The 25,784-nt window shown below is 71.8% G+C and carries 22 protein-coding genes and 2 pseudogenes; 12 read left to right on the top strand and 12 right to left on the bottom strand.

Annotation, left to right across the window (positions count from 1 at the left end; translation table 11 throughout):
• The first annotated feature begins 86 nt into the window (after positions 1-86).
• Together J8M51_RS14955 and J8M51_RS46275 are read left to right on the top strand one after the other, a co-directional pair.
• A complete protein-coding gene (locus tag J8M51_RS14955; protein ID WP_086760688.1) occupies positions 87-569 on the top strand; it encodes a phage holin family protein in 483 nt (160 codons plus the stop codon).
• Positions 566-715, top strand: a pseudogene (locus J8M51_RS46275) (DUF3618 domain-containing protein); the annotation flags it as partial. The gene J8M51_RS14955 and the pseudogene J8M51_RS46275, both read left to right, overlap by 4 nt.
• Positions 716-908: 193 nt before the next feature.
• Here the strand turns inward: J8M51_RS46275 and J8M51_RS14945 are convergent.
• Entirely contained in the window at positions 909-1,982 is a 1,074-nt protein-coding gene (locus J8M51_RS14945) for a YihY/virulence factor BrkB family protein (protein WP_086760692.1), read from the bottom strand.
• A 147-nt stretch (positions 1,983-2,129) separates the two neighbouring features.
• Here J8M51_RS14945 and J8M51_RS14940 point away from each other — a divergent pair, with 147 nt between their 5' ends.
• The 3 genes from J8M51_RS14940 (at position 2,130) to J8M51_RS14930 (ending at position 4,379) form a co-directional block, all read left to right on the top strand.
• Positions 2,130-2,840, top strand: a complete 711-nt coding sequence (locus J8M51_RS14940; protein ID WP_086760694.1) for an antibiotic biosynthesis monooxygenase — start codon at positions 2,130-2,132, stop codon at positions 2,838-2,840.
• Positions 2,841-2,970: 130 nt separating this feature from the next.
• Positions 2,971-3,615 carry an ArsR/SmtB family transcription factor gene (locus tag J8M51_RS14935; protein WP_086760696.1) on the top strand — a complete coding sequence of 215 codons (645 nt, stop codon included), beginning with the start codon at positions 2,971-2,973 and terminating at the stop codon, positions 3,613-3,615.
• Between the two features lie 20 nt (positions 3,616-3,635).
• A complete protein-coding gene (locus J8M51_RS14930; RefSeq protein ID WP_086760698.1) occupies positions 3,636-4,379 on the top strand; it encodes an SRPBCC family protein in 744 nt (247 codons plus the stop codon).
• 55 nt (positions 4,380-4,434) lie between these two features.
• On the opposite strand, the gene J8M51_RS14925 is transcribed toward J8M51_RS14930, so the two are convergent.
• Entirely contained in the window at positions 4,435-6,258 is a 1,824-nt protein-coding gene (locus J8M51_RS14925; RefSeq protein ID WP_086760700.1) for an endonuclease/exonuclease/phosphatase family protein, read from the bottom strand.
• 376 nt (positions 6,259-6,634) lie between these two features.
• On the opposite strand from J8M51_RS14925, the gene J8M51_RS14920 reads away from it, so the two are divergent.
• The 5 genes and pseudogenes from J8M51_RS14920 to J8M51_RS14900 all read left to right on the top strand — a co-directional run bounded on the left by J8M51_RS14920 (position 6,635) and on the right by J8M51_RS14900 (position 14,037).
• Positions 6,635-8,122 (top strand): hypothetical protein, encoded by a 1,488-nt coding sequence (locus J8M51_RS14920; protein ID WP_267299209.1) that lies wholly within the window; start codon positions 6,635-6,637, stop codon positions 8,120-8,122.
• Positions 8,123-8,466: 344 nt separating this feature from the next.
• Positions 8,467-9,948: an alkaline phosphatase PhoX gene (locus tag J8M51_RS14915; RefSeq protein WP_086761292.1), complete on the top strand. Its 1,482-nt coding sequence runs from the start codon at positions 8,467-8,469 to the stop codon at positions 9,946-9,948.
• Positions 9,949-10,398: 450 nt separating this feature from the next.
• A complete protein-coding gene (locus J8M51_RS14910; RefSeq protein WP_086761290.1) occupies positions 10,399-11,991 on the top strand; it encodes a TROVE domain-containing protein in 1,593 nt (530 codons plus the stop codon).
• A 115-nt stretch (positions 11,992-12,106) separates the two neighbouring features.
• A pseudogene (locus tag J8M51_RS14905) lies at positions 12,107-12,745 on the top strand (GntR family transcriptional regulator); the annotation flags it as partial.
• Positions 12,746-13,017: 272 nt separating this feature from the next.
• Positions 13,018-14,037: a 1-aminocyclopropane-1-carboxylate deaminase gene (locus J8M51_RS14900; protein WP_086763071.1), complete on the top strand. Its 1,020-nt coding sequence runs from the start codon at positions 13,018-13,020 to the stop codon at positions 14,035-14,037.
• Positions 14,038-14,115: 78 nt separating this feature from the next.
• On the opposite strand, the gene J8M51_RS14895 is transcribed toward J8M51_RS14900, so the two are convergent.
• From J8M51_RS14895 to J8M51_RS14855, 9 genes are all read right to left on the bottom strand, one after another.
• Positions 14,116-15,315 (bottom strand): TerD family protein, encoded by a 1,200-nt coding sequence (locus tag J8M51_RS14895; protein ID WP_267299299.1) that lies wholly within the window; start codon positions 15,313-15,315, stop codon positions 14,116-14,118.
• A gap of 74 nt (positions 15,316-15,389) precedes the next feature.
• Positions 15,390-15,611 (bottom strand): hypothetical protein, encoded by a 222-nt coding sequence (locus tag J8M51_RS14890; protein ID WP_086755556.1) that lies wholly within the window; start codon positions 15,609-15,611, stop codon positions 15,390-15,392.
• Between the two features lie 89 nt (positions 15,612-15,700).
• Positions 15,701-16,489, bottom strand: a complete 789-nt coding sequence (locus tag J8M51_RS14885; protein WP_086755557.1) for a bestrophin-like domain — start codon at positions 16,487-16,489, stop codon at positions 15,701-15,703.
• An 88-nt stretch (positions 16,490-16,577) separates the two neighbouring features.
• A complete protein-coding gene (locus J8M51_RS14880; protein WP_086755558.1) occupies positions 16,578-17,567 on the bottom strand; it encodes a zinc-dependent alcohol dehydrogenase family protein in 990 nt (329 codons plus the stop codon).
• The gene (locus tag J8M51_RS14875; protein ID WP_086755559.1) at positions 17,564-18,400 is read right to left on the bottom strand and encodes a carbohydrate ABC transporter permease; all 837 of its coding nucleotides are present in this window, start codon (positions 18,398-18,400) and stop codon (positions 17,564-17,566) included. The genes J8M51_RS14880 and J8M51_RS14875 overlap by 4 nt, the downstream gene beginning before the upstream one ends.
• Positions 18,397-19,335, bottom strand: a complete 939-nt coding sequence (locus J8M51_RS14870) for a carbohydrate ABC transporter permease (RefSeq protein WP_216588872.1) — start codon at positions 19,333-19,335, stop codon at positions 18,397-18,399. Before J8M51_RS14870 ends, J8M51_RS14875 begins: the two co-directional genes overlap by 4 nt.
• Complete coding sequence (locus J8M51_RS14865; RefSeq protein ID WP_086764798.1) at positions 19,332-20,699, bottom strand: ABC transporter substrate-binding protein; 1,368 nt, start codon at positions 20,697-20,699, stop codon at positions 19,332-19,334. Before J8M51_RS14865 ends, J8M51_RS14870 begins: the two co-directional genes overlap by 4 nt.
• A 97-nt stretch (positions 20,700-20,796) precedes the next feature.
• Positions 20,797-21,558, bottom strand: coding sequence for a DeoR/GlpR family DNA-binding transcription regulator (locus J8M51_RS14860; RefSeq protein WP_267299207.1), 762 nt, complete (start codon positions 21,556-21,558; stop codon positions 20,797-20,799).
• Between the two features lie 308 nt (positions 21,559-21,866).
• Entirely contained in the window at positions 21,867-22,676 is an 810-nt protein-coding gene (locus J8M51_RS14855; protein WP_086751988.1) for an NAD-dependent epimerase/dehydratase family protein, read from the bottom strand.
• Between the two features lie 239 nt (positions 22,677-22,915).
• Between J8M51_RS14855 and J8M51_RS14850 the strand changes: the two genes are divergently transcribed.
• Positions 22,916-23,866: a 5-dehydro-4-deoxyglucarate dehydratase gene (locus tag J8M51_RS14850; protein ID WP_086751986.1), complete on the top strand. Its 951-nt coding sequence runs from the start codon at positions 22,916-22,918 to the stop codon at positions 23,864-23,866.
• Positions 23,863-25,029, top strand: a complete 1,167-nt coding sequence (locus J8M51_RS14845; protein ID WP_086751984.1) for a hypothetical protein — start codon at positions 23,863-23,865, stop codon at positions 25,027-25,029. Before J8M51_RS14850 ends, J8M51_RS14845 begins: the two co-directional genes overlap by 4 nt.
• Before the next feature lie 26 nt (positions 25,030-25,055).
• Here J8M51_RS14845 and J8M51_RS14840 read toward each other — a convergent pair whose 3' ends face one another.
• Positions 25,056-25,664, bottom strand: a complete 609-nt coding sequence (locus tag J8M51_RS14840; protein WP_086751982.1) for a dihydrofolate reductase family protein — start codon at positions 25,662-25,664, stop codon at positions 25,056-25,058.
• Between the last annotated feature and the right edge of the window lie 120 nt (positions 25,665-25,784).

Genomic DNA, 25,784 nt, shown 5'->3' with positions numbered 1-25,784 from the left:
TATAGGGAAGCGTTTCTACGATGATGTGGGGGTAGCGGGAGCCGGGCCGGGTACTCGGGCCTTCCTACAGGTGGAGGAGGCGGGACATGGCGACCAGTACGACCGAGACCAGGCCCCAGCGGATCGCGCGCTCCCTGCGGTCCGCGCGCTCCGCGCAAACCGCGCGTCCGGGGCCGGGCGAACACGACCACCACTCCGTGGGCGAGCTGGTCGGGCAGGCCACCGAACAGCTCTCCCTGCTCGTACGACAGGAGGTCGCGCTCGCGAAGCAGGAGCTGGCCGAGAAGGGGCGGCGCGCGGGGCGCGGCGGAGGGCTCCTGGGCGCGGCCGGCGCGGTCGCGTACGTGGGGTTCATGACGCTGGCCGGGGCCGGGGCCGCGGCGCTCTCCCTGGTGCTGGACGTGTGGGCGGCAGCCCTCGTCGTGATGGCCGTGCTGTTCGTGATCGCGGCGGTGCTGGCGATGGTGGGACGCGGGCAGCTGCGGAGGGCGACCCCGCCCAGGCCGGAGCTGGCGCTCGACAGCGTCAAGGCGGACATGGACGAGATCAAGGGGAGGGCCGGGCGATGACGCACGCATCCGGCAGGACGAGCCGATCGAACGGTGGCGTGGGCGCCAAGGGCCCCGACGAACTCCGTCGGCAGATCGAGGCGACCCGGGCCCAGCTCGGCGACACGGTCGAGGAACTGGCCGCCAAGGCCGATGTGAAGGCGAGGATGCACTCGGCGTGGGAACGCGTGCCCCGGGAGGCGGTCGTCGTCGGCGGCGCGGGTGTCGCCGTGGCGGCCACGGCCGGGGTGCTCCTCTGGCGCCACTACCACTGACGGCCTCGGACCACCACGGACGCGAGACGGCCACGGACGCGAGACGGCCACGGACGCGAGGCGTTCGCCGGGGCGCAGCCGGGTCTCAGTCCTTGTCCGCCGAGCCCGAGTCGCCGTTCGTGGTGGTGCGGGTGTTCGTGGTGCGCGCGTGGGCCTCGTGGAGGGCCTGCAGGTGAGGTGGCCAGGTGCGGGTGTCCCGGGGTTCGGCGTAGGGCTCGTCCGTGGGGGCGTGGCCCTCGGTGATGGCGCGTTCCCGGGAGAGTTCCGCGTCGAATTCGAGGCCCAGGAGGATGGCCAGGTTGGTGAGCCAGAGCCAGACGAGGAAGACGACGGCTCCGGCGAGGGTGCCGTAGGTCTTGTTGTAGGAGCCGAAGTTGGCCGCGTAGACGGCGAAACCGGCGGACGCGGCCAGCCAGACGAGGGTGGCGAGGACCCCGCCGGGGCTGACCCGGCGGAAGCCCCGGCCGCGGACGTTGGGCGCGGCCCAGTACAGCAGCGCGATCATCAGCGTCACCAGCACCAGCAGCACGGGCCACTTGACGATGTCCCACACCGCGATCGCCGCGTCGCCGAGCCCGATCGTGGTGCCCGCGCGCTCGGCCAGCGGGCCCGTGAAGACGACGATCAGCGCGCTCACCGCCAGCATCACCATCAGCACCAGGGTCAGGGCGATCCGCAGCGGCGTCAGCTTCCACACCGGGCGGCCCTCCGGCAGGTCGTACACCGCGTTGGACGTACGGATGAACGCGGCCACATATCCCGAGGCCGACCACACCGCCGCCAGCAGGCCGGCGATCGCCAGCACCCCGCCCGTCCCGCCGCTCTGGCCCAGCTGGACGACCGCGTCCCGCAGGATGTCCCGCGCGGGGCCCGGGGCCAGGTCGCCGATGTTGTCCAGGATCCTGTCGGTCGCGCGCTGTCCCACGACGCCGAGCGTCGACACCAGCACCAGCAGCGCGGGGAACATCGACAGGACGCCGTAGTACGTCAACGCGGCCGCCCGGTCGGCGAGTTCGTCGTCCTGGAACTCCTTGGCCGTGCGCCGCACCACCGCCCACCACGAACGCCTCGGCAGTCCGGCGGGGCTGTCCGCGCCAGGCGCCCGCTCGGTCTCCGGTTCCCCGCCCACCCGTCCGGCCTCCGGCCGCTTCTCGTCCATGACCGGGCGGGTCTCCCCGATTCGGCCCGTGAACCGCCCACTTGACCTGAATCTTGGTTGAGGTTGGAGGGTGGTCGGTGTCGGCACCGATCACCGACTGCCGGCTACCGACTGCCGGCTACCGACTACCGATCATGGGAGAGCGGCATGACCCGTCGTACGGACCTCCACCCCGTCCTCGACCGCCCCGATGTCGGGGCGTCCTTCTTCAGCACCTGGGAGGTGGGCACCCCCGAGCGGCAACGCCGGACCGTCGAGGCCATCGCCGACACCTGGGAGCGGCGGCCGTGGCCGACGGCGGGGCTGTCGGGGTACTTCGTCTACACCGCCGAGGACGGCTCCGGTCTGCTGCACCATTCGCAGTGGGCCGACGAACAGGCGTACGAGGCCTTCGTCAAGACGCATCGGCAGGAGCGCAACGACGCCGTCGACACCGCCGTCCCCGGGATCGAGCGGGTGGGGCTCGAACGGTATCGGTGGTACCGCGGCATCACGGGCGGCGAGGGACGGGCCGTGCGCGTGCCGGGGTGTGTGGTGATCGTCGATGTCGAGTTCGACGGGCCGGACCCGGCGCGGCAGCGGGCCTGGGTGGATGCCGTGGAGGAGGCGCTCGCCGCCGAGCCGGACGCGCGCGCCGGCGGCATCTCCGCCCACTTCCACCTCAGCACCGACGGCACCCGCGTCCTCAACTACGCCGAGTGGGAGACCGCCCGCCATCACATCGACGCCCTGGCCGCACCCGGTGCCGGCATCGGCTCGCCCTCGCCGCTCTGGGAGCGCGTACAGACCTGGCCCGGCCTGCTGAAGACCGGCTCGGTCAAGCGGTACGAGTACGCCCTCGGCCTGGTCCCCGGCTGAGGTCGGCGGCTGTCCCGTTCACCGGTCGACTCCCGGTGTCGGTGTCGGTGCCGTTCTGGTGCCGGTGCCGGCCACCACCGAAAACTAGAACCGTCTGGACAAAAAAAGTTTTCGGTGAGACGGTGGAGTCATGTTGGACGTCACCGTGATCGAGGACCCCGAGGCAGCGGCGGTCTCGCTGGACCCCATACGCGCCCGGCTGCTCGCCGAGCTGGCGGCCGGGCCCGCGTCCGCGGCCATGCTGGCCGGGAAGGTCGGGCTGCCGAGGCAGAAGGTGAACTACCACCTGAAGGCGCTGGAGAAGCACGGCCTGGTCGAGCTGGCGGGGGAGCGCCGCAAGGGCAATGTCACCGAGCGGCTGATGCGCGCCACCGCCGCGTCGTATGTGATCTCACCGCTCGCGCTCGCCGCCGTGCAGCCGGATCCGGACCGTTTCCGTGACCAGCTCTCCGCGCGGTGGCTGCTGGCGCTCGGGGCCCGGCTGGTCCGGGACGTCGGATCGCTGATCACCGGCGCGGCCAAGGCCCGCAAGCGCCTCGCGACCTACGCGCTCGACGGCGAGGTCACCTTCGCCTCGGCCGCCGACCGGGCCGCGTTCGTCCAGGAGCTGACGGCCGGGGTGAGCGCGCTCGTCCGCAAGTACGACGCCCCCGACACCCAGGGCGGCCGGGGTCACCGGATCGTCGTGGCCGTCCACCCGACACTCAAGCCGCGGCCCGCCGACGAGCCCGACCCGTCCGCCCTCCCGGTGCAGCCGGAACCACCCGCTCAGTAAGACCCGTTGAGGAGAACGTCATGCCCAAGGAATTCGAGATCGCCCGGGAGTTCGAGGTCGATGCCACGCCCGAGGAGGTGTGGGAGGCGGTCACCGCCGGGACCGGTGGGTGGCTGTGGCCGATGGAGACGCCCGAGCCGAGGATCGGCGGCAGAGGGCCGTTCGGCTCCGAGGTCATCGCCTGGGAGCCGCCCCACCGGTACAGCAACCGCGTCGAGGACGTCGAGGGGATCTCCGAGCAGACCGCCAACCAGCTCGACTACACGATCGAGCCGCGCGACGACGGCCGACGGGCCTGGGTGCGGTACGTGCACAGTGGTGTCTTCGTCGACGACTGGGACAACCAGTACGACGGCGCCGCCAAGCACACCGAGTTCTATCTGCACACCCTGCGCCAGTATCTGACGCGCTTCGCGGGCCGTACGGTCACCGCGTTCGCCACCTTCGACGGGCCCGAGACGGCCGGCGGCGCCGACGCGCTCACCGTCGTCGGGCGGGCGCTCGGCCTCGCGGACGACACCGCCGCCGGGGCCCGCGTCCAGGCCGAGGGCCCCGACGGGCGGCTCCTCGACGCCGTCGTCGACTACCGGAACCCGTACTTCATCGGTCTGCGCACCGACGACGCCCTCCTCCGCTTCTTCGGCCGCAACCACTGGGGCCACCGCGTCGGCATGAGCGTCCACGACTTCGCGCCGGGCGCCGACGCGAAGGCCGACGAGAACGCGTGGCAGGGCTGGCTGAACGGGGTGTTCAGCCAGCCCTGAGAACGACCGTCGTCGCCGCTGACGGCAGGGGCAGCGGCTTCGGCTTCGGCTTCGGCTACGGCTCGAAGCGCAGCACCTGCGGGTCGTGGTCGCTGATCTGGTCGTTGAACTCCGCGTTCGTGTGCACACTGTCGTACGCGAATCCGTCGGCGCGCCGGATCGACCGGCTGACCAGGATCTGGTCGAGGACCTGGGTGTTGCCCTGGAAGACGTACGAGTAGCGCTCGTACTTCGGCAGCGACTTGACCGCCGACCACAGGGCGCCGCCGTCCTCCAGCAGCTCCGTGGTGTCGGAGAACTCGAAGTCGTTGATGTCGCCGAGGGCGATGACGGCCGCCTTCTTGTCCTTCGCGAGGATCTGCTTCACGAAGCCGTTCACGGCGGTCGCCTGGAGGTGGCGCTGGGTCTCCGAGGAGCGCTTCGGCGGCTGGAACTCCGAGTGCAGCGCCTGGTCGCCGCCCTTGGACGCGAAGTGGTTCGCGATCACGAAGACGGACTTGCCGCGGAAGGAGAATTCGCCGACCAGCGGCTTGCGGCTGTTCGTCCAGGCGGCGTTCGCCGGGTCGACACGGCCGGGGGAGACCGTCAGCCGGGCCTCGCCGTCCTCCTGCGTCACGCCGACGGCCGTCGTGGCGTCGCCGCCCGCACGGTCGGTGAAGGAGACCCGCTCGGGGTTGAACAGGAAGACCTGGCGGATGTTGCCGCCGGGCTCACCGCCGTCCGCGAGGTTCACCGGGTCGATGGAGCGCCAGTCGTACGCCGGGCCGCCCGCCGCCGTGATCGCGTCGATCAGCTTCTTCACCGTCCGGTCGGCGGCGACCGTACCGTCGTTGGTGGCGCCGTTGTTGTCCTGGATCTCCTCCAGGGCCACGATGTCGGGCGACTGCAGGTTGTGCACGATCGCCGCCGCGTGGTCCGCGAAGGAGGCGTCCGAGGGGTCCAGGTTCTCGACGTTGTAGGTCGCCACGGCCAGCTCGCCGCGCTCCTGCTTCTGGGTCGTCTCGCGCTCCAGACCGCCCTGCTTCAGGGTGCCGAGCTGGTTGGCGACGAGGGTGTAGCCGCCGAACTGGTTGTAGTCCAGCGGACCGGCCGTGGTGCCCTCCAGGGTGTCGCCGACGTTCGCCTTCGGGAAGTCGGCGACCGCGCCGAGGGACTGGATCTGGATCCGGCCGGTGTTCTGCGAGGTGTAGGAGTCGTAGACCGTGCCGCCGCGGCGGCTGTCGTTCTCCCGGGGCTTCACCGTGACCCACAGCTCGGTGAACGGGTCGGTGGCGCCGACCACGCGGGTGTCGGCGACCTGGACGTTCATGCCCTCCAGGGACTCGTAGTAGTCCAGGGCGTACGTGTCCGGGGCGAGCGTGAGGCCGTTGACCGAGCCGGCGGCGGCCGGGTCACCGACCGGGGCGTACTTCTTCGGCACGGACTTGTGGTCGATGACGGTCGCGGCCGGGACGGCGTTGCCCGTGGAGACGACCGTGATCGTCGGGCGGGAGATCTGCGTCACAGACTGGTTTCCGGACGAAGTGCCGCCCGGTATGAACTCGCCGACCGTGCCCGCGACCGTCACCGCGTCGCCCACCGAGACCGTCGGCCGGGAGCTGGTGAAGACGAAGACACCCTCGCTCGTGGCGGGGTTGGTGTCCGCCTGGGGGTCCTGGATCCAGAAGCCGCGCGAACCGTAGGTGCGCACGCCGGTGACGATGCCCTGCACCCCGGCGACCTGCTGGCCGACGAGCGGGGACGTCCGGGTGGTGCCCTGGATGTCGTGGATGCGGATGGAGTCCGCCTCTGCGGGCGAGGTCAGGACCACGGCGGACACGGTGGAGCAGATGGTGGCGACGGTCAGCGCGCCGATGCGCGCGGTTCTCTTGCTCGGCAAGGGGATCCCTCCGGGGGCGTACGTGGGCGCCGGGACGAGAGCGGACGAGGGGCGGAACGTGGGTGGCCTGCGACCGGTGGGGCGGTGCGACGCGCGTAGAACCCGGATGGGCGCCGATGGTCGTGGCGGTGGACGGCCCCGGAATCACCCCAGGGCTACCCGCGAGTTTCTACGCGCGTCAATCTCCTGCCTGCTCAGGCCAGTTGTCAAGGTTTCAGCCACACCCGACTCCTGGCAGGTACATGAACCGGGCGGCATGGGTCCAAATCCGTCTAGGCTGAGCGGCTGCGTACTCGTACGCGTATCGCTCACGGGCGCCCCGGCCAGGGACCGCCCGCGTCGCTCGTCACCGCTCGCTCCGAGGAGATCCCCGCCGATGTCAGACAGCTCGCCACTGCCGCCGGTGCGGCTCCTCCCCGAAGCCGAGCTGGCGCGGGAGGCGCTCGCCACACCGCTGCTCTCGCGCGCCGCGCGGCTCGCCCGCTGGGCCGGGCCGGACACACGGGTGGGCGCCGGGGGTGAACTCGCCGACGAGCAACTGTCCGCCGCCGCAGAGGCGCTCGGGCTCGTGGGCGCGGACGCGGACGCGGACGGCGCCGGTGACGACGCGGCGGCCCTGGCCAGTGAGGCGTGGCGGGTGGCCATGGACACGGGGCTCGTCGAGATCGTGGACGAGGAGGCGGGGACGGTCGCCACGGGCGAGGAACTCGCGCTCCTCACCTCCGGTGGCCCGCAGGACGTGCTCGGCATCTGGCTCACCGCCCTGGAGACCGCGCTCGCCGACGCCAGCGTGCCCGACCTCGACGGTCTGGTCGACGCCATGGACTCCGGCGGCGAGATCGACTTCTCCCAGCTGGACTGGGACCCCGACGCCGAGGCGGACTTCCTCGACGGCGTCCTCGGCAACCTCTACCTCCTCACCGTCAGCGAGGAAGGCCCCGACGGGCCGGTGCCGCTGCCCGCGCTGGCCGCGTCGATGATCGTCCCGGACGACATGGGGGAGCCCACCAACGACGTCCTGGAACAGGTCTCGGACGCGATGATGCGGCTCGACGACCAGTTCCGCGTGCTGGAGCCGGTCGGGCTGGTGGAGTACCAGCCCGTGGACGAGGCCCTGATGACGGACGCGGAGGAGGCGGTGGCCGCCGCCGAGGCTCCGGGCGCGCCGGGCGCTCCGGTGGTCGACGACACCGATGTCACCCGGTACGGCATGGTCCGGCTCACCCCGCTCGGGCTGTACGGCATGCGGGCCCGGCTCCAGGAGGCGGGCGTGCCCGCGCCGGCGGTCGGGGACCTCGTCGACAAGGGCGCGGACGCGCTGCTGGACGGCACCGCCGGGTTCCCGCCGGCGGCGGCGCAGGCGGAGACCGAGCAGTGGCTCGCGCGCCGGGAGTCGCTGGACGCGGCGCGCGAGCTGCTCGCGGCGGCGCGCGGCTCCGACGCGGGCGCCCCGCTGCGGCGGCTCCGCTGCCAGCAGGCGCTGTCGCTGGTGGGCGCGGTGGCCGAGCCGGCGCTCCGCGAGGTGCTCGACGATCCCGAACTGGGCGGGCTCGCCCGGGTGTGGCTCACTGAGCGGGGTGCCGCCGATGTGCCCGCGCCGTCCGAGGCGATGGTCTTCTGGCTGACCATCGACACGGTGGCCGCGCAGCTGGCGGCCGAGGGGAACTCCGCGGAGCTGCGGGCGCTGGTGGAGGGGCTCGCGGCGCAGCACGGGTCGTTCTTCGCGGCGGCGTGGCGGGTGGATCACCCTGCCACGCCGGATGTGCTGGAGGCGATGGGGAGGATCCACCCCGACAAGAGGGTGGCGAAGGAGGCCCGTAAGGCGGCGTTCAAGGCGCGGTCGCAGAAGGGGCCGGGGGCGTAGTGGGTTGAGGGGGGCGCCTATTGGGGTGGGGGCGCGGGTTCGTTGGCGGGTGCGGCTCCGGTGGGGCTTCTCGCGCAGTTCCCCGCGCCCCTGAAAAGCAGGGGCTGCGCCCCGTGCTTTTCAGCCCCGCCGCCGGTCGGCGGCGCCCTGGGCTTTCGGGGGCGCGGGGAACTGCGCGACCAGCCCCCACCGGACCCGCACCCGGCAACGCACCCCACCCGCCCACGCCAAGGCACCCCCGAGCCACCGCGTGTTCAAGCGGTGTTCAGGCGGGAGCGCGACCGTATGGCGCGAACAACTCAGGGTCCGCCCCCACGGTCAGCCCCCGCCACGCAGGAGACAGCATGCCGCTCACCCGCAGGGACTTCGCCAGACGATCCGCGGTCACCGGAGCCGGTGTCGCGCTGGCCGGCAGCGTGGGCGCACTCGCCACCGCACCGAACGCCCTCGCGTCGACGGACACGGACACCGACTCGGCCGGTGACGACGCGGCCCACGACGGCGACGGCAGCGCGCGCGGGGCGGACCGTCGCGCCGGCGTCGGCTACGGCCCGCTCGTCCCCGACCCCCGGGGCATCCTGGCGCTGCCCGCCGGCTTCACGTACCGGATCATCGCGCACAGCGGGAGGACCAAGCTGGAGTCGGGCGAGTTCACCCCCGGCAAGCACGACGGCACCGCCGCCTTCCCCGGCCCCCGCGGCACCACCCTCCTCGTCAACAACCACGAACTGAAGGGCCCCCGGGCCAACTGGGAGTTCCCGGTGCCGCTCACCGAGGGGCTCGTCTACGACCCCGCCGCGGCCGGCGGCTGCACCGTCGTCGAGGTCCGGCCGGACGGACGCGTCGCCGAGTGGGTCGGCATCGCGGGCACCTCCACCAACTGCGCGGGCGGCAGCACCCCCTGGAACACCTGGCTCACCTGCGAGGAGAACTCCGACCGGGCCGGCGTCAACGGCATGACCAAGGACCATGGCTACGTCTTCGAGGTCGACCCCTGCGACCGCCGCGCCAACCGCGCCCCGAAGCCGCTGAAGTTCTTCGGCCGCTACGACCACGAGGCCGTCGTCATCGACCCCAGGCGCGGCCACGCCTACCTCACCGAGGACGCGGCGGCCCCCAACGGCCTCTTCTTCCGCTGGACCCCGCCCAAGGGATTCGCCCACGGCCCCGGGAGGTTCCGTACCCTCGCCGACGACGCGGGCGTCCTGCAGGCGCCCCGCTGCTACGACTCCGGCGGCCGGTTCGTCGACGACCTCTCCCGCGCCACGAGGATCGGCACGGTGTACGGGGTCGACTGGCTCGACGTCCCCGACCGCGACGCGAGGACCGTCGCCGTGCGCAAGCAGTTCACCGACACCGAGATCACCCGCGCCCGCAAACTGGAGGGCATGTGGTGGGGCGACGGCGGCGCGTACATCGTCTCCTCCTACGCCCGTGACGAGAGCCCCGAACAGCACGACGGCCAGGTCTGGTTCTACGACCCCAAGCGCCGCACCCTCACCCTGAAGGTCCTGCTCGGCGTCAACCCGGACCCGTCCGCCGACGGCGCCCTCGACGGCCCCGACAACATCACGGTCTCCCCGTACGGCGGCATCGTCCTCGCCGAGGACGGCGAGGGCGTCTCGCACCTCTTCGGCGCCACCGACAGCGGTCGCACGTACCCGATCGCCCGCAACGACCTCAACATCGGCACCGACGACGAGCCGGAATACAGCGAGTTCGCCGGCGTCACCTTCTCGCCCGACGGCAGGACCCTGTACGCCAATATCCAGACCCCGGGAATCCTGCTCGCCATCACGGGGCCGTGGAAGCGGCAGAAGCGGTAGTTAATTCGCTCGCCCGTCCCGTGGCACGCCTCCTAGAGTGATGCCTGTCCAGGTGCGAAGGCAGGACCTACTTCCACTTATAATGGGGAGGCCGCGGGTTCGAGTCCCGCCACCGGTACCAACACGCCGGTGTAGCTCAGTTGGTTAGAGCACCTACGTCGGTTCCGCCGAATTCGATCTCTGGACACCCAAGGCTTTACGCACCTCCCGGTGCGCTCGTCTATCTCGGGAGGCGCGGCAGATGGTGGGTGCCCGGTGCGCAGGCAGCGGATACTTCGGGAACTGGTGGGGAGAAAACCCCGTGCGGGTTCGAATCCCGTGATCGACTCAGGGTCGGTGTGGCGGAACGGAAGACGCGCCAGTCATAGCACCGCCGCCGAATTCGACCTCGGTCACCCTCCAGCTGCCGTGCCTCCCTCCGAAATACCCATGTATTCGGGGGAATTCATCATGGCGCGATTCAACACGAAGGCAGGAAAGGCGCGGCCCACCTCGCGGGTCACCTCGACAGGGCAGGTGCTTCGTACGTACGAGGGCGGCCGGGGCCGTGAGCGGGACGAGCGCTCTGAGCTGTTCCTGCTGTCGATCGCCAACTTCGTCGCGCAGAAGACCTTCTACGAGAGCGGCGAGGACCGCGACGACCGGTTCGTCGCGCTCGTGCGCCGGCTCGCCGTCACCGACCCGGAGTGGACGGCCGGCCTGCTCGGCTGGCTGCGCGGCGAGGGCAACCTCCGTACGGCCTCCATCGTGGGCGCCGCCGAGTACGTGAAGGCGCGTCTCGACGCGGGCGTCACCGACGGGCCCACCAACCGTCAGGTCGTCGACTCGGTGCTGCGGCGCCCGGACGAGCCCGGTGAGCTGCTGGCCTACTGGACCTCGCGGTACGGGCGCAACCTCCCCAAGCCGGTGAAGCGCGGTGTCGCCGACGCCGTACGACGCCTCTACAGCCCCAGGTCGCTGCTGAAGTACGACACCGCGTCCAAGGGCTACCGCTTCGGCGACATCCTGAACCTGGTGCACGCCGCGCCGGACCCGGACAAGCCGTGGCAGGGGGACCTGTTCCAGTACGCCCTCGACCGGCGCCACAACCCGGACACGGCCGTCGTGCCCAGGTCGCTGCCCATGCTCGCGGCCCACCGCGACCTGATGGAGCTGCGGCCCGCCAAGCGGCGCAAGGTCGTGACCGGTGCGGGCGGCTCCCGGCGCCTCGCGGACGCGGGGATCACCTGGGAGGCGCTGGCGGGCTGGCTGCAGGGGCCGATGGACCAGGCGGCGTGGGAGGCGGTCATTCCGTCCATGGGTGCCATGGCCCTCGTCCGCAACCTGCGCAACTTCGACGAGGCGGGTGTCTCCGACGAGGTCGCGGCCCGGGTGGCGGCGCGGATCAGTGACCCGGCGGAGGTCGCGCGGTCGCGGCAGTTCCCGTTCCGCTACCTCTCGGCCTACCGCCACGCGCCCTCGCTGCGCTGGGCGTACCCGCTGGAGCAGGCGCTCGGTCACTCGCTGGCCAACGTGCCCGCGCTGCCCGGCCGGACCCTGGTCCTGGTCGACCGCTCGGGCTCGATGTTCCACTCCCGGCTGACCGACCGCTCCTCGCTCACCTACGCGGACGCGGCGGCGATCTTCGGCACGGCGCTCGCGCTGCGGGCGGCGGACGCGGACCTCGTCGAGTTCGGGAGCACGAGCCGGGCGGTGAAGTACGGCACGGGCGAGTCCGTGCTGAAGATCATCCAGCGGTTCGGCGACCTGGGCGGCACCGACACCACCGAGGCCGTCCGCCGCCACTACCGCAAGCACGACCGGGTGCTGATCGTCACCGACGAGCAGGCCACCTACAGCCACTACGGCGACCCGACCGCGCAGATCCCGGCCGGTGTACCCGTCTACACCTGGAACCTGGCCGGCTACCGGGCGGGTCACGGCCACTCCGGCAGCCGGAACCGCCACACCTTCGGCGGCCTCTCGGACGCGGCCTTCCGGACGGTGCCGCTGCTGGAGGCGGCCCGGGACGCCGACTGGCCGTGGGCCCACGGACGGGGCTGACGGACGGGGCTGGCGGTCGGCGGTGAACGACGGGGGTGAGTGTGGCCCGTATCCCAGTGGGGGTACGGGCCACACCCTTGTTCGGCCCACGCACTGACATCTAACATTTCAGTCCATGGAGGCCATACGACCGGTCGGCCGCACCCTGCTCAGGGACCGTGCCTACCAAGCCATCCGGGACGCCATCGTGGCCGGGGAGATCGAGCCCGGCGCGGTGGTGCGCGACGCCGAGTTCGCCGAACTGCTGGGGCTGTCGCGGGCACCGGTGCGGGAGGCGTTCTCGCGGCTGGTGGACGAGGGGCTGCTGGAGAGCAAGCCGCAGAGCTACACCCGGGTCACGCCCGTCGTGGCCGCCGATGTGCGGGACGCCGCCGCCGTGGTCGGCGCGATGCACGAGCTGGCCACCCGCACCGCCGTGCCCCGGCTGTTCGCGGCGGACGTGGAGACGATGCGCTCGGCCAACGAGCGGTTCGCCGCGGCCGTCGGCTCGGGCGACGTCGACGCCGCCCTGGTCGCCGACGACGAACTCCACGACGTCCTCGTCCGGGTGAGCGGCAACCGCGCCGCCGCCGCCACGATCGCCCGCTACACCCCGCTCATCCGGCGTCTGGAGCGCCGGCGTTTCGGCGAGGGCGGCAACTGCCGTTCGGCCGGACTGCACGAGCAGTTGATCGCGGCCTGCGCGGTCGGCGACACGGACGAGGCGGTCCGCGTCACGGCGGAGATCTGGCACGGCCTGGCCGCGCTCGCCGACGAGCCGGACGGGGAGCCGAGCGGTGGGCCCGCGCATGAGCCGGGCGACGGGGCGTCCCATACGTCGCCCGGGGAATCCGCGGGGGCGGCCCACGACCGGCCCGCCCCGCACCCCGTGGACGACCCCCTCCCCGTCGACGACCCCCACTCCGTCGATGTCCCGGCCCCGGCCCCTGCCCCCGAAGCGAACCACTGACCCGGCTCCACCCGTCCGTCTCGCCCCACCCCACTCCACCCCAGCGCATCCCCGCCCCACCGCACCCGGGAGGACCCGTGTCCCTTTCTTCCTTCGAGCGCTACCCGCTCCTCTTCGGGCCCTCGCCGGTCCACCGGCTGGAGCGGCTGACCGCCCACCTCGGCGGCGCCTCCGTCTGGGCCAAGCGCGAGGACTGCAACTCCGGTATCGCGTACGGCGGCAACAAGACCCGCAAGCTGGAGTACCTGGTCGCCGACGCGCTCGCCCAAGGCTGCGACACCCTTGTCTCCATCGGCGGTGTGCAGTCCAACCACACCCGTCAGGTCGCCGCCGTCGCCGCCCGCGCCGGGCTCAAGTGCGTGCTCGTGCAGGAGAGTTGGGTCGACTGGCCGGACGCCGTGTACGACAAGGTCGGCAACATCCTGATCAGCCGGTTGGCCGGAGCCGACGTACGGCTCGTCCGGGCCGGATTCGGCATCGGCTTCAAGGAGAGCTGGGAGCTGGCGCTCAGGGAGGTCGAGGAGGGCGGCGGCAAGCCGTACGCCATCCCGGCCGGTGCCTCCGACCACCCCCTCGGCGGTCTGGGCTTTGCCGGCTGGGCGTACGAGGTCGCCGAGCAGGAGCGGGAGCTGGACGTCTTCTTCGACACGGTGATCGTGTGCTCGGTGACCGGCTCCACCCAGGCCGGCATGGTCGCGGGGTTCGCCGCGCTGGAGGAGGCGGGTGGACGGCCGCGCCGGGTGATCGGCATCGACGCCTCGGCCAAGCCGGACTCCACCCGTGAGCAGGTCGCCCGCATCGCCCACAACACCGGGCGGCTCATCGGCCTCAAGCGGGAGTTGACCGTCGCCGATGTGGAGCTGGACGAGCGGTACCACGGCGGGATCTACGGTGTCCCGGACGACGCCACCCTCGTCGCCATGCAGCTGGCCGCCCGCACCGAGGGCATGATCACCGACCCTGTCTACGAGGGCAAGTCCATGGCCGGGATGGTCGATCTGATCGAGCGCGGCGAGATCGGTCCGGACTCCACGGTCCTGTACGCCCACCTCGGCGGGCAGCCCGCGCTGAACGCGTACAGCGGCGTCATCCAGTGACTCCGGGCGCGGCCCTCCGGGGCTGATCGACCGGGGCCGGGCGGGTGCGGCCGTCCGCACCCGCCCGTGCCCGTGCGGTCAGAGTGCCTGGGCCGCCGGCTTCACCATCCCCCTGACCGTGCGGGACTTCACGAAGTCGCCCATCGCGGTCATCTCCCACTCACCGGTGAACTGCTTGATCAGCTTGGCCATCATCACGCCGGTCTGGGCCTCGGCGTTGGTGAGGTCGAAGCGGACCAGTTCCTCGCCGGAGGCGGCGTCCAGGAGGCGGCAGTAGGCCTTGGCGACCTCGGTGAACTTCTGGCCGGAGAAGGAGTTGACGGTGAAGACCAGGCCGGTGACCTCCTGGGGGAGCCGTCCGAGGTCGACCACGATCACCTCGTCGTCGCCTCCGCCCTCGCCCGTGAGGTTGTCACCGGAGTGCTTGATCGCGCCGTTGACGATCGAGAGCTTGCCGAAGTAGCAGCTGTCGATGTGGTTGCGCTGCGGGCCGTACGCGATGACCGACGCGTCCAGGTCGATGTCCTTGCCCCGGTACGCGGGCTCCCAGCCGAGGCCCATCTTGACCTGGGAGAGAAGTGGGCGGCCGCCCTTGACCAGGGAGACCGTCTGGTTCTTCTGGAGGCTGACGCGGCCCTTGTCCAGGTTGATCTTGCCGGCGCCGGGGGCGGGGGCGGGAGGGGTCGCGGGGACCGGGGGTGGGGTGACCTGCGGGGCCGGGGGCGGGGTGACGGGCCGTACCTGGGCGGGGGCCGGAGTCGGGGTCGGGGCGGGGGTCGGGGCGGGGTCCTCCACCGTGACGCCGTAGTCCGTGGCGATGCCCGCGAGGCCGTTCGCGTAGCCCTGGCCCACCGCGCGGGCCTTCCACGCGCCGTTGCGCAGATAAATCTCCACGATCACCAGGGCCGTCTCGGGGCCGAGGCGCGGCGGGGTGAACGTGGAGATCACCGAGCCGTCCGCCGCGTTGCGGATCGTCGCCGTCGGCTCGATGCCCTGGAACGACTGGCCCGCCGCGTCCGGGCTGGCCGTGACGACGATCTTCTCGATGTCCGGCGGGACGGCCGTGGTGTCCACCGTGATCGAGTCGGGGGCCGCGCCGCCGCCGGAGCGGTACGTCACTCCCGGGCCGGTCGGCTGGTTGTAGAAGATGAAGTCGTCGTCCGAGCGCACCTTGCCGTCGGCGGTGAGCAGCAGGCCCGATACGTCGAGCCGCACGGGTGCGGCGACGTCCACCGCGACGTGGGTGACGGGCAGCGGGATGTTCGAGCCGGGGGTCATAGCGGTCATGCCGGGTGAACGATCCGGGCCGCTTTACCGTTCCCTTACCCGCGCGCGTCCGGCGGCCGTTCGGGTCAGCGGCGGTTGCGGGGGTGCTCCCGGGCCGTGCGCTCGTTGCCCCGCCGGTAGTTCCCGGTCCAGCGGGCCATCACCAGCTGCGGGTCGCCCGCCGCCGCCTCGGCGAGGAACCGGGCGGCCCGCGGCCCGCGCAGCGTCGTGGCCGCACGGCCGTGGTGGTCGATCGTCACCGTGCCGTCGGCGTGCTCGGTGAAGGCGAATCCATGGGGACGTGGCATGCCCCGGATCGTAGGCGCGCGGTGGGCGGGCGGCCCACCGAATATCGGCCGCCCGGCCCGGCCGTACAAGGGCCCGCCCCCCCGGCACCTCACTCCCAGAAGCGCGCCAGAGCCCCTTCCTTGTACGGGGCGGGCGACACGCTCAGTTCGCCGGAGAAGGGGCGGTCCAGGCTCATGGTGAGCAGCAGGCTCAGCCCGATGAGCAGGGCGATGAGGGTGACGAACGTCAGGTGGGCCTTGAAGCTCCTGATGCCGTAGAGGAGGGACATCGGGATCATCACCAGCGCGCCCCCGTAGACCAGCAGCTTCAGCAGGGTCGGGAGGGACGACTGGGCCAGGGTCAGCCGCGCGCGGCGTTCCGCGACCACCCCGTCGAGGTGGGCCACGGCCTGGGCGTAGTACGTCTTCTGGGACTCGGTGGTCGGCTCGTAGGACTGGAGCGCCCGGTACACGGCGCGGATGGCCGGCTCGGTGGACTCGGAGGAGGGCCGGCCGGCGCGCATCCGGGGCCACTGGTCGTTCACCACCGCCTGGACATATGTGCCGACGGCCTCGGACACCTCCCGCCGGACCGGCTCCGGGAACGCGTCGGCGTCGCGCACGATCTCGGCGCAGTGGGTGGCCTCGGAGGCGACGACGGTCTCCGCGACCCCGATGCCCTCCCACTCGGCGACCACCACGAAGGCCAGGAAGATGCCGTAGATGGCGCCGTACATCCCGAGCAGGACGCCGACCATGTCGTTCTGCGCGCCGTTCAGGAGCTGGGGGAGCCTGCGGCGGACCACCAGGCTGCCCAGGGCCGCGAAGACGATGACGCTCCCGGCCATGAGCACGGTCAGGGTGAGCGGGCCGAAGCTGTTGAGCAGCCAGAGTTCCATGGCCGTCAGTCTTGGCCGGTGGCCGGGAGCAGGTGGGGCATCGGCTTGTCGATCAGCCGAACGGGTGAGACACCCTGTTCGGCCGGTGTCACGGCACCACGACGATCTTCCTCCCCACCCCTGACGCGAACTGCTCCAGTGCCTGTGGGTACCGCTCCAGCGGCAGACGGTCGCTGATGAAGACGTCGGGGTCGAGGACGCCGCCTGCGAAGAGCTCCGCCGCGCGTTCGAAGCTGTGGAGGACGGCCATGGAGCCGGTGATGGTGATCTCCTGGTTGTAGACGCGGTACGGGTCGATGGTGACCCGGGTCGCGTAGTCGGCCACCCCGAACTGGAGGAACGTGCCGGCCTTGGCCACCCGGTCCAGCCCGTCCTGGATGGCCGCCGCGTTGCCGGTGGCGTCGATCACCAGGTCCCAGCCCTGGGGCCGTTCCAGCTCGTCGGCGTTGGCGGCGGACCCCGTGACGCCGAGCCGCCGTGCCGTCTCCAGCCGGGCGGGGTTCACATCGACGATGTCGACGCCGGCCGCGCCGGTGCGTTTCGCCAGCTCCAGCATCATCAGGCCCATCGTCCCCGAGCCGTAGATCAGGACATGGGCGCCGAGGCGGGTGCGGAGGACGTCGTAGCCCCGTATCGCGCAGGACAGCGGTTCCACGAGCGCCGCGTCCTGGGTGCGGACGTGGTCCGGCAGCCGTACGCAGTTGGCGACCGGCGCCACCGCGTACTGGGCGGCGCCGCCGGCCGTGGTGACGCCGATCGCGGCCCAGCGTTCGCAGAGGTTGTTGTGGCCGGTCCGGCAGTAGCGGCACTCGTGGCAGTACAGGGAGGGGTCGACGGCCACCCGGTCGCCGACGGACAGTTCGGTGACCCGGCCGCCGACGCCCACCACCTCGCCCGCGAACTCGTGCCCCGGCACGATCGGCAGGCTCGGGGCGAACTCGCCCTGGAGGATGTGCAGATCGGTCCCGCACAGTCCGCACGCGGCGACCTCGACGACGACGTCCCGGGGACCCGGCGTCGGGTCCGGGACCTCGGTGACGACGGCCTTGCCCACGGACTCGATGACGGCGGCCTTCATTTGACGGCTCCCAGGGAGAGGCCCTGGACCAGTTTGTCCTGGGCGGCGAACCCCGCGGCGAGCACCGGCAGGGAGATCACGAGCGACGCGGCGCACACCTTGGCCAGGAACAGGCCCTGGCTGGTGATGAAGCCGGTCAGGAAGACGGGGGCCGTCTCGGCGACCACACCCGTCAGCACCCTCGCGAACAGCAGTTCGTTCCAGCTGAAGATGAAGCAGATCAGGGCGGTGGCGGCGATACCGGGCAGGGCTATCGGGGCCACCACACGCGTCAGCACGGTCGGCAGCCGGGCGCCGTCCAGGTGCGCGGCCTCGATCACCGCCACCGGGACCTCCGCGAGGAAGGACTGCATCATCCAGACGGCGATCGGCAGGTTCATGGAGGTGTAGAGGAGGACGAGGAGCCAGATGTTGTCCAGCAGGCCCGTGTTCTTCGCGAAGAGGTAGAGGGGGAGCAGGCCCGCCACCACCGGCAGCATCTTGGTGGAGAGGAAGAAGAACAGGACGTCCGTCCACTTCTTCACCGGCCTGATCGACAGCGCGTACGCCGCCGGGAAGGCGAGGAGCAGGACGAGCAGGGTCGAGGCCAGGGACGCCACCGTCGAGTTGACCAGGGCCGGCCAGGGGCTGGCCCCGCCGTCGACGCCGAAGAACTCGCGGTAGCCGTCGAGGGTGAGGGACGCCGCCCAGGACGGGGGGTTGGTCGCCGCGTCCGGTTCGGAGTGCAGTGAGGTCAGGGCCATCCAGGCGATGGGCAGGAAGAACAGGATCCCCAGCAGCCAGGCCACCAGGCCCAGGCCGAGTCCCTTGCGACGCACGGCAGTCGGCCTCATGACCGGCCCGCCTCCTCACGGAACAGCGACGAGACCACGCGCAGGGCGAACGTCGCGATGATGATCGAACCGATGACGACCAGGACACCGGCGGCCGAGGCGAGACCGTTCTCGTGGGCCTGGTAGAAGGTCTGGTAGACGGTGTACGGCAGGTTCGCGGTGCCGAGGCCGCCGGAGGTGATCGTGAAGACCGCGTCGAAGTTCTGGACGATGTAGATCGAGCCCAGCAGCGCGCCCAGTTCGAGGTAGCGGCGCAGATGCGGCAGCGTCAGATGGCGGAAGATCTGCCAGTCGCTCGCGCCGTCGACGCGGGCCGCCTCGATCTGCTGGTGGTCCCGGGACTGCAGTCCGGCGAGCAGGATCAGCATCATGAACGGCGTCCACTGCCAGACCAGGGAGGCCTCGACCGCGAGCAGCGGGGTCTCGGAGATCCAGTCGGGCTGGGGGCCGCCCACGTAGTGCAACAGGCCGTTGAACAGGCCGTATTCGGGGTTGTAGAGCACATGCTTCCAGAGGAGGGCCGCCGCCACCGGGACCACCAGGAAGGGGGCGATGAGCAGGGTGCGGACGACGCCCCGGCCCCGGAACCTCCGGTCGAGGAGCAGGGCCAGCACCAGGCCGAGGACCAGGCTGGCCAACACCACGGCGACCGTCAGCAGGATCGTCGTCCACACCGAGCGGCGCAGGTCGGGGTCGGTGAGGACCTCGCCGTAGTTGGCGAACCCGGCGAAGGCGCGGGCGTCGGGGTAGAGGGAGTTCCAGTCGAAGAAGGAGATCACCAGCGTGGCCACGAAGGGCAGTTGGGTCACGGCGATCATGAAGATCAGGGCGGGCAGGAGCGGGGCACGGGTCGCCCAGGCGCGCAGCCGGGCGTTCGGTGGGCCCTGGACGCGTACGGGGGTCGCCGCCCTCGGCGCTGTCGTGGTCGCGGTCATCGTCCCTCGTACTCCTCGGAGATCTGCTCGGCGAGTTCCTGCGACTTCCTCAGGGCCGAGGCGACGGACTGGCGTCCGGCGATGGCCGCGCTGATCTCCAGGGAGACCTTGGTGCCGAGGTCGGTGAACTCGGGGATGCCGACGAACTGGATGCCGGGCGCGGGTCGCGGCTGCACCCCGGGGTCGGTGGGCCGGGCGCCCTCGATGGCCTCGCGGGTCATCTCCTGGAAGGCGGCTGCCTCCTCGCGGTAGTCGGGGTTGGCGTACGTCGACTCCCGTTTGCCCGCGGGCACGTTGGACCAGCCGATCTGTTCGCCGACCAGTTCCTCGTACTCCTTGCCCGAGGCCCAGGAGACGAACTTCCAGGCCTTGTCGGGGTTGCGGGAGGCCTGCTGGATGCCCCAGGCCCAGGTGTAGAGCCAGCCGGACGACTCGGTCCGCTCGACCGGCGCGGGTGCGTAGCCGATCTTCCCCTTCACGGGGGAGTCGGCCGCCTCCAGTGAGCCGGCGGCGGAGGTGGCGTCGTACCACATGGCGGTCTTGCCCTGGGTCATGTTGTTGAGGCATTCGGCGAAGCCGGCCTGGGCGGCGCCGGATTCACCGTGCTCGCGGACGAGGTCGACGTAGAACCTGGTCGCCTTCTCGAACTCGGGGGAGTCGAGCCGGGCCTTCCAGTCCTTGTCGAACCAGGTGCCGCCGAAGGTGTTCACGACGGTGGTGAGGGGGGCCATGACCTCGCCCCAGCCGGGCAGTCCGCGCAGACAGATGCCCTTCATGCCGTCCTCGGCGCCGTCCGCCTTCGCGGCGAGGTCGGCGACCTGCCGCCAGGTGGGGTGTTCGGGCATGGTGAGGCCCCGCTCGGCGAAGACGTCCTTGCGGTACATCAGGAAGGACGACTCGCCGTAGAACGGCTCCCCGTAGAGCTTGCCGTCGTCGCCGGTGAGGGACTGGCGCATCGGCTTCAGGATGTCCTGCTGGTCGAAGGCCGGGTCCTTCGCGACATACCCGTCCAGCTCCTCCAGCCAGCCGTTGCGGGCGTAGATCGGTATCTCGTAGTTGCTCAGTGTCGCCACGTCGTACTGGCCGGCCTGGTTGGCGAAGTCCTGGCTGATCTTGTCGCGGACGTCGTTCTCCGGCAGCACGGTGAAGTTCACCCTGATGCCGGTCTCCTTGGTGAAGTGCGCGGCCGTGAGCTTCTGCAGCTCCTGCATCTGGGGGTTGTTGACCATCAGTACGTTGATGGCGTCGCCGCCGGATCCCGCCCCGCCCGCTCCGGTCCAGCAGCCGGAGAGAAGCGGGGCGAGCAGCGTCCCTGCGGCGGCCGCGGCGAGTGCGCGCGGCCTCCGTCGGCTCGGGATTCGCATGGATCGCTCCTGGACGTATGGGGAGATAAGGGATGCTCTGAGGTGTGTGGGGGTGGGGGAGGGCTCGGAAGGCGCGTGGAGTCGGTCGGTGGGGTGGTCAGACTCGGGTGACCTGGGGGCCCTGCATCGAGTAGCGGTGGGCCTCCGAGGCCGGGAGCAGGGTGCTGGTGACGATCGCGTCCAGGTCGCCGACCTCGGCGAACCGGCAGAAGCTGACCGCGCCGAACTTGGTGTGGACGCCCGCGAAGACCGTGCGCCGGGAGGCGCGGATCGCCTGGGCCTTGACCTCGCTGACGGCCGGGTCGGGGGTGGTGAGGCCGTGCTCGCGGGTGATGCCGTTGGCGCCGATGTACGCCAGGTCGATGACGAAACCGGCCAGCATCCTCGTCGTCCAGTGGTCCACGGTCGCGAGGGTGCCGGGGCGCACCCGGCCGCCGAGCAGCAGCACGGTGGTGTTGCCTGCCTCGGCGAGGGCGCCCGCGGTGGCGAGCGAGGCGGTGACCACGGTCAGCGGCCGGTCCCGGGGCAGTGCCTCGGCGATGAGCTGCGGGGTGAAGCCCTCGTCGACGAAGACCGTCTCCGCGTCGCCGAGCAGTTCGGCCGCCGCGGCGGCGATCCGGCGCTTCTCGGGCACCTGGCTGGTGGCGCGGAAGGCGAGCGTCGTCTCGAACCCGGCGCTCTCCACGGGATACGCCCCGCCGTGCGTCCTGCGGACCAGTCCGTGGTCCTCCAGGGCGCGCAGATCACGCCGTACGGTCTCCTTGGCGACGCCCAGCACGCCGGCGAGTTCGGCGACGTCGACCGCGCCCGTGCGGCGGGCGGCCCGGACGATCTCGCGTTGCCTTTCCTCCGCGTTCATGGCCGACACCCGCTCTCCCTCACCGTGGCACTGCCCGTTCGGGCCCGGTGCGGGCCTTGGGGGAAGTTCTACAGCCGGTGCGCGGCGCCGACCAGGCCTGTTGCGCGACCGATGATGCCCGTCCCTGACCGTTTCACCGCGCCGGGGCCCGTCGCGGACCTGCGGCGGACGGGGGATCGGGCAGCGGGCGTGCCCGAACACGGGAGCGGGCGGGCCCGTTCGCTGCCCGCCCGCTCCCGCTCGTACGCCGTCCGGCCCTCGTTTCCCGCACGGCGTACGGATCCGTGGTGCCCGCCCGGGCCCGGGTGTCAGTACGGCCAGATCGGCGGGTCGCTCACGAAGTGGCCGCCCAGGTGGGCGTGGGCCACGTCGTCCGGGTCCAGTTCGCCGTGCTCGGCGATCAGCTTCTCGGCGTACGGCTCGGAGTCGTCCCGCGGTGCGTAGCCGAGGGCGCGGGCGGTGGAGAGGTCCCACCACAGCCGGGTGTTGGCGGAGGAGCCGTAGACGATGGTGTGGCCGACGTCCTCGGCGGTCAGGGCCGCGTGGAAGAGGCGGGCGCCGTCGGCCGGGCTCATCCAGAGGGAGAGCATGCGGACGCTGGTGGGCTCGGGGAAACAGGAGCCGATGCGTACGGAGACCGTCTCCAGGCCGTGCTTGTCCCAGTAGAGCTGGGCCAGGTCCTCGCCGAAGGACTTGGACAGGCCGTAGAAGGTGTCGGGGCGGTGCGGGGCCCCGATCGGGATCAGCGGGTCCCCGGCCCGGGGGCGGGGGGTGAAGCCCACCGCGTGGTTGGAGGAGGCGAAGACGATCCGGGGGACGCCCTCCGCGCGGGCCGCCTCGTACAGGTTGTACGTCCCCTCGATGTTCGCCCGGAGGATCTTCTCGAAGGAGGCTTCCAGGGAGATGCCCGCGAGGTGGATGATCGCGTCGACGCCCCGTACGGCCTCGCGCAGGGCCTCCCGGTCGGCGAGGTCGGCCGTGATCGCGTCCGGGGCGCCCTCGACGGGGAGCAGGTCCAGCAGGCGCAGCTCGTAGCCGTGTGCCGGGAGCAGCTCCCGCATCAGGGTGCCGAGGCCACCGGCGGCGCCGGTGAGCAGAACGGTGCGGGGAGCGGGCATCCGTGGATCTCCTTGCATCGCCATCGCCAGCTGTGCACATGGGCGTCCGACATTCACATTCATGGACACGCTAAGGAGTGCGGTCCGTGTGCGTCAAGTGTGCCGCGAGGTGCGGGGCGGAGGCGGGAAATCGCTGGTGCGGTGCGGGTTGCGCGCCTTGACCGGCCCCGCGGGGGCGCCTTAGCGTGCTTCTGTTCAGAAATGTAAACATCGATCAGTGACATGGACTGGGAGCGCCCGTGACGTCAGCCCCTCTCGCCGCCCGGCTCCGGATCCCCAGCGGGCCGCTGTTCTTCCCCGTGACGGCGTACGGACCGGACGGCGCGGTCGACCTCGACGTCTGTCGCGCGCATGTCCGCCGGGGCGTGGAGGCCGGGGCCGCCGCGGTCTTCGTCTGCTGCGGCACCGGTGAGTTCCACGCGCTCACCCCCGAGGAGTTCCAGGAGTGCGTGCGCGCGGCCGTCGAGGAGACGGCCGGCCGGGTGCCGGTGGTGGCCGGCGCGGGCTACGGCACCGCCCTCGCCGTGCGCTACGCGCGCCTCGCCGAGGAGGCCGGCGCCGACGGTCTGCTCGCCCTGCCGCCCTACCTCGTGGTCGCGGCCCAGGAAGGGCTGCTGCGCCACTACCGGGAACTGGCCGCGGCGACCTCCCTCCCGGTCGTCGTCTACCAGCGCGACAACGCGGTCTTCACCCCCGGGACCGTCGTCGAACTGGCCCGCACCGAAGGGATCGTCGGCCTGAAGGACGGCGTCGGCGACCTCGACCTGATGACCCGGATCGTCAGCGCGGTCCGCGACGGGGCACCGCGTGACTTCCTGTACTTCAACGGACTGCCGACCGCCGAGCTGACCCAGCCCGCCTACCGGGCCGTCGGCGTCCCCCTGTACTCCTCGGCCGTCTTCTGTTTCGTCCCGGAGATCGCCCTCGCCTTCCACCGGGCGCTCGAAGCCGGTGACCGTACGACGGTGGAGCGGCTGCTCGACGGGTTCTACCGCCCCTTCGTCGAACTCCGCGCCCTCGGCCGCGGCTATGCCGTGTCACTGGTCAAGGCTGGGGTACGGCTACGGGGGCTGGACGTGGGAGAGGTACGGCCGCCGCTGCACGCGCCGGCCGAGGAACACGTCAAGCAGCTGGGTCAGTTGATCGAGCGCGGGTACGCGCTGCTGGAAGAGTGCCAGGAGGACAAGTGAAGGCGTCGACGTTCGTCTACCCGTGGGACGTCAACGGGGACCCCGCCGCCGCGGAGCGCGTCGCGGGGCTGGGCGTGGGGCAGGTGACGCTCGCCTCCGCGTACCACTCCACTCGCGCGCTCACCCCCCGCCACCCCCGGCAGCGCATCGTCACCGCCGAGCATGCGGCCGTGCTGTATCCGCCGGGCGTGCGCTGGGAGGGCCGTACGCTGCGGCCGTACGCGGCGGGGCAGTGGGCGCCCGGCGACGCGTTCGGCGAGGCGGCGACCGCGCTGGCGCACGCCGGTCTGGAGGTGCACACCTGGGTCGTGCTCGCGCACAACTCCCGCCTGGGCGCCGAGCACCCCTCGACCTCCGTGGTCAACGCGTACGGCGACCGCTATCCGTGGGCGCCGTGCGTCGCACAGGAGGCGGTCCGCGAGTACCTCGTCGACCTGGCCGTGGAGGCGGCGGTCCGCCCGGGCGCGCGCGGCACGGAGCTGGAGTCGCTCGGCTGGTACGGCATCTCCCATCTGCACGCCCACGACAAGACGGCCGGGGTGGGCCTCGGGGACGCCGGGCAGTATCTGATGTCCCTCTGCTTCTGCCCGACCTGCCGCGACGGCTACGCGGGAGCGGGCCAGGACCCCGACGACCTGGCGGCGGCCGTCCGCGACGGACTGGAGCCGCTGTGGCGCGGTGAGGCCGTCGACGAGGGCTGGCCGGCCGTCGAGAAACTCCTCGGCGCGGAGCCGGCGGCGGCCACCCGGGCGTGGCGCGACGCGATCGCGCGCTCCCTCCAGGAGACGGCCGTCACGGCCGTGCGCTCCGCCGCGCCCGCGGGCTTCCAGATCCTGCTGCACGCGGACCCGGTGACCTACCACTGCGGAGCCAACCCCGGCGTCGACCCCGCGCACATCCTGGGTGTGGCCGACGGCGTCGTCGTCCCCTGCGCGGGCGGCCCCGGTCTGCTGCCCGCCTTCGCGGAGACCGGCACCGAGGGCGCCGTCCTGGCCGCCAACTTCGGCATCGTCTCCGGCATGGGCGGCAGCCCGGTCACCCTGGCCGAGGACGCGGCCCGCGCGGCGGAGCTGGGAGCGACGGAACTCCGGCTGTACCACGCGGGGTTGGCCTCGGACCAGGATCTGACGGCGGTACGGGAGGCGCTGACGGCGGTGCGGTGACCCCGGGGCGACGACCGCCCCGCGGCTCAGGACAGCACGCGGTACGTCACGTGCGTCACCCGGCTCGCGGCACGCGAGGTCAGTTGCTCCAGCCGCAGCGGTGGGACGCCCTCGAAGAGACGGGTGCCCGCGCCGAGGGTGAACGGGGCGATGTGCAGGCGCAGTTCGTCGATCAGACCGGCGGTGAGGTACTGGTTGACGGTGGTCGCGCCGCCGAGGACCGTGACATCGCCGTCACCGGCCGCCGCGCGGGCCCGCTCCAGCGCGGCGGCGATCCCGTCCGTGACGAAGCGGTAGGTCGTGCCGCCGTCCATCGGCTGGGGATCGCGCGCGTGATGCGTGAGCACGAACACCGGGGCGTGGAACGGCGGATCGTCGCCCCACCAGCCGTTCCACCGCCGGTCCCACGGGCCGCGCACCGGGCCGAACATATTGCGCCCCATGACGAAGGCCCCGGCGGTGTTCAGCCGGTCGATCTCGGCCCGGTTCTCCTCCGGGGTGTCGAACATCCAGGCGTGCAGCCCGCCGCCCGAACCGTCGCCGCCGTCGTCACCGAACGGGCGTTCCTCCGTCTGGTGGTGCCCGGCCGAGTACCCGTCGACCGACACGGTGATGTCGCAGATCACTTTGCCCATGGGGAGAGGGTCTCCTATTCGTCGGCGGCGGCGCCGGGTGCGCGCGGGGTGTGCGATGAGTTCTCGCGGCGTCGGGGGTCTACCGAACAGAGGAAGACCTCGGCACGAGGCATGACTCGT

It is taken from the genome of Streptomyces griseiscabiei (assembly GCF_020010925.1).
Lineage (GTDB): Bacteria > Actinomycetota > Actinomycetes > Streptomycetales > Streptomycetaceae > Streptomyces > Streptomyces griseiscabiei.
The sequence above is the reverse complement of the archived record's forward strand: the minus strand, read 5'-3'. Positions and strand labels throughout refer to the sequence as shown.

What these genes read in the sequence shown, in the direction of transcription:
- J8M51_RS14955 (WP_086760688.1), top strand. Translation starts at nt 87, where the DNA reads ATGGCGACCAGTACGACCGAGACCAGGCCCCAGCGGATCGCGCGCTCC.
- J8M51_RS14945 (WP_086760692.1), bottom strand. Translation starts at nt 1,982, where the DNA reads ATGGACGAGAAGCGGCCGGAGGCCGGACGGGTGGGCGGGGAACCGGAG.
- J8M51_RS14940 (WP_086760694.1), top strand. Translation starts at nt 2,130, where the DNA reads ATGACCCGTCGTACGGACCTCCACCCCGTCCTCGACCGCCCCGATGTC.
- J8M51_RS14935 (WP_086760696.1), top strand. Translation starts at nt 2,971, where the DNA reads ATGTTGGACGTCACCGTGATCGAGGACCCCGAGGCAGCGGCGGTCTCG.
- J8M51_RS14930 (WP_086760698.1), top strand. Translation starts at nt 3,636, where the DNA reads ATGCCCAAGGAATTCGAGATCGCCCGGGAGTTCGAGGTCGATGCCACG.
- J8M51_RS14920 (WP_267299209.1), top strand. Translation starts at nt 6,635, where the DNA reads ATGTCAGACAGCTCGCCACTGCCGCCGGTGCGGCTCCTCCCCGAAGCC.
- J8M51_RS14915 (WP_086761292.1), top strand. Translation starts at nt 8,467, where the DNA reads ATGCCGCTCACCCGCAGGGACTTCGCCAGACGATCCGCGGTCACCGGA.
- J8M51_RS14910 (WP_086761290.1), top strand. Translation starts at nt 10,399, where the DNA reads ATGGCGCGATTCAACACGAAGGCAGGAAAGGCGCGGCCCACCTCGCGG.
- J8M51_RS14895 (WP_267299299.1), bottom strand. Translation starts at nt 15,315, where the DNA reads ATGACCCCCGGCTCGAACATCCCGCTGCCCGTCACCCACGTCGCGGTG.
- J8M51_RS14890 (WP_086755556.1), bottom strand. Translation starts at nt 15,611, where the DNA reads ATGCCACGTCCCCATGGATTCGCCTTCACCGAGCACGCCGACGGCACG.
- J8M51_RS14885 (WP_086755557.1), bottom strand. Translation starts at nt 16,489, where the DNA reads ATGGAACTCTGGCTGCTCAACAGCTTCGGCCCGCTCACCCTGACCGTG.
- J8M51_RS14880 (WP_086755558.1), bottom strand. Translation starts at nt 17,567, where the DNA reads ATGAAGGCCGCCGTCATCGAGTCCGTGGGCAAGGCCGTCGTCACCGAG.
- J8M51_RS14875 (WP_086755559.1), bottom strand. Translation starts at nt 18,400, where the DNA reads ATGAGGCCGACTGCCGTGCGTCGCAAGGGACTCGGCCTGGGCCTGGTG.
- J8M51_RS14870 (WP_216588872.1), bottom strand. Translation starts at nt 19,335, where the DNA reads ATGACCGCGACCACGACAGCGCCGAGGGCGGCGACCCCCGTACGCGTC.
- J8M51_RS14865 (WP_086764798.1), bottom strand. Translation starts at nt 20,699, where the DNA reads ATGCGAATCCCGAGCCGACGGAGGCCGCGCGCACTCGCCGCGGCCGCC.
- J8M51_RS14860 (WP_267299207.1), bottom strand. Translation starts at nt 21,558, where the DNA reads ATGAACGCGGAGGAAAGGCAACGCGAGATCGTCCGGGCCGCCCGCCGC.
- J8M51_RS14855 (WP_086751988.1), bottom strand. Translation starts at nt 22,676, where the DNA reads ATGCCCGCTCCCCGCACCGTTCTGCTCACCGGCGCCGCCGGTGGCCTC.
- J8M51_RS14840 (WP_086751982.1), bottom strand. Translation starts at nt 25,664, where the DNA reads ATGGGCAAAGTGATCTGCGACATCACCGTGTCGGTCGACGGGTACTCG.